The organism is Klebsiella sp. MS 92-3 (assembly GCF_000195655.1).
GTDB classification, from domain to species: Bacteria; Pseudomonadota; Gammaproteobacteria; order Enterobacterales; family Enterobacteriaceae; genus Klebsiella; species Klebsiella pneumoniae.
Window position 1 is genome coordinate 1 of the sequence record NZ_GL882750.1, and the last position, 2,076, is coordinate 2,076.

Annotated in this window: 2 protein-coding genes; one reads left to right on the forward strand and one right to left on the reverse strand. The window is 56.1% G+C overall.

Features of this window, described 5'->3' with window-relative positions:
* The coding region (cysS, locus tag HMPREF9538_RS22260) for a cysteine--tRNA ligase (protein ID WP_009484198.1) at positions 1-1,333 on the reverse strand (1,333 nt) is incomplete at its 3' end.
* A gap of 175 nt (positions 1,334-1,508) precedes the next feature.
* Between cysS and ppiB the strand changes: the two genes are divergently transcribed.
* On the forward strand, positions 1,509-2,003 hold the full coding sequence (gene ppiB, locus HMPREF9538_RS22255; protein ID WP_004151319.1) for a peptidylprolyl isomerase B: 495 nt from the start codon (positions 1,509-1,511) through the stop codon (positions 2,001-2,003).
* Positions 2,004-2,076: the final 73 nt, after the last annotated feature.

A 2,076-nucleotide genomic window follows, 5' to 3' on the forward strand; every position in this document is an offset into this window, starting at 1 on the left:
TCTCGTTGAGACGGTCGCGCGCCGCATCCGCCGCCGCCCAGTCTTTCGCTTTGCGTGCGTCCAGACGCTGCTGGATGAGCGATTCGATCTCCGCCACTTCCGCGTCGTCAACCTGCGCGCCGCTCTGCAGGAACGCCTCCGGCTCCTGCTCCAGCAGACCCAGCACCGCAGCGAGCTTACGCAGGTGGGCCGCCATGGCGTTCGCCGCGGCTGCGTCCTCGGTTTTCAGGCGGTTTACTTCACGCGCCATATCGAACAGCACCGAATAGGCTTCCGGGGTGTTGAAGTCGTCGTCCATCGCCTCGATAAAGCGTGCTTCGAAGGCTTCGCCCCCCGCCGCGTCGACGGATTTGTCCGTCCCGCGCAGCGCGGTGTACAGACGCTCCAGCGCCGAACGCGCCTGCTTGAGGTTCTCTTCGCTGTAGTTCAGCTGGCTGCGATAGTGGCCGGACATCAGGAAGTAGCGAATCGTCTCCGCATCGTAATACTTCAGCACGTCGCGGACGGTAAAGAAATTACCCAGCGATTTCGACATCTTCTCGCGGTCAACCATCACCATGCCGGAGTGCATCCAGTAGTTGACGTATTCGCCGTCGTGGGCGCAGGTGGACTGGGCGATTTCGTTTTCATGGTGAGGGAACATCAGATCCGAACCGCCGCCGTGAATATCGAAGTGGTTGCCAAGCTGCTTGCAGTTCATCGCCGAGCACTCGATATGCCAGCCCGGACGGCCCGCGCCCCACGGCGACGGCCAGCTCGGCTCGCCCTCTTTCGACATTTTCCACAGGACGAAGTCCATCGGGTTACGCTTGACGTCAACCACGTCGACGCGCGCCCCCGCCTGCAGTTGATCGAGATCCTGGCGTGACAGCAAACCGTAGTTCGGGTCCGTCGGCACGTCGAACATCACGTCGCCGTTATCTGCTACGTAAGCATGGCCTTTGGCGATCAGCTGCTCGGTGATCTCAATGATCTCCGCAATATGGTGCGTTGCGCGCGGCTCGCTGTCGGGACGCAGAATATTCAGCGCGTCAAAATCTTTGTGCATTTCGGCAATCATGCGATCGACCAGCGCGACAAAGCTTTCGCCGTTTTCATTAGCGCGCTTAATGATTTTGTCGTCGATATCGGTGATATTGCGCACGTACTTCAGCTTATAGCCGAGAAAACGCAGATAGCGCGCCACGACGTCAAAGGAGACGAAGGTACGTCCATGGCCGATATGACAGAGATCGTAAACGGTAATACCACACACGTACATGCCGACTTCCCCGGCATGGATAGGTTTAAATTCCTCTTTCTGGCGCGTCAGTGTATTAAAAATTTTTAACATCGAAGATTCCGTGTAGACGTGTGTGGGTAATGAAGTCTCTATAATACCCATAATTCAGACCGGACGCAGCACACATTGCAAGGTGCATCGACCCCCGCGGTTATGCTATAACACCCCCCTATATCTCACCCGACACCGGGTGCTGGCACCACACTCATCGGAACAGGATGCAAAAATGGTTACTTTCCACACCAATCATGGCGATATCGTAATCAAAACGTTTGACGACAAAGCGCCGGAAACAGTTAAAAACTTCCTGGACTACTGCCGCGAAGGTTTCTACGACAACACCATTTTCCACCGTGTTATCAACGGCTTCATGATTCAGGGCGGCGGTTTTGAACCTGGCATGAAACAAAAAGCGACCAAATCTCCGATTCAGAACGAAGCGAACAACGGTCTGAAAAACACCCGCGGCACGCTGGCGATGGCCCGTACTCAGGCGCCGCACTCCGCCACCGCGCAGTTCTTCATCAACGTGGTTGACAACGACTTCCTGAACTTCTCCGGCGAAAGCCTGCAGGGTTGGGGCTACTGCGTCTTCGCGGAAGTGGTTGAAGGCATGGACGTGGTTGACAAAATCAAAGCGGTTGCCACCGGCCGCAGCGGCATGCACCAGGATGTGCCGAAAGATGATGTGATCATCAAAAGCGTCACCGTCAGCGAGTAATTCGTGGCGACACTTTTCATTGCAGATTTGCACCTGCAAACAGAAGAACCGGCGATCACCGCCGGGTTTTTTC

What these genes read in the sequence shown, in the direction of transcription:
- ppiB (WP_004151319.1), top strand. Translation starts at nt 1,509, where the DNA reads ATGGTTACTTTCCACACCAATCATGGCGATATCGTAATCAAAACGTTT.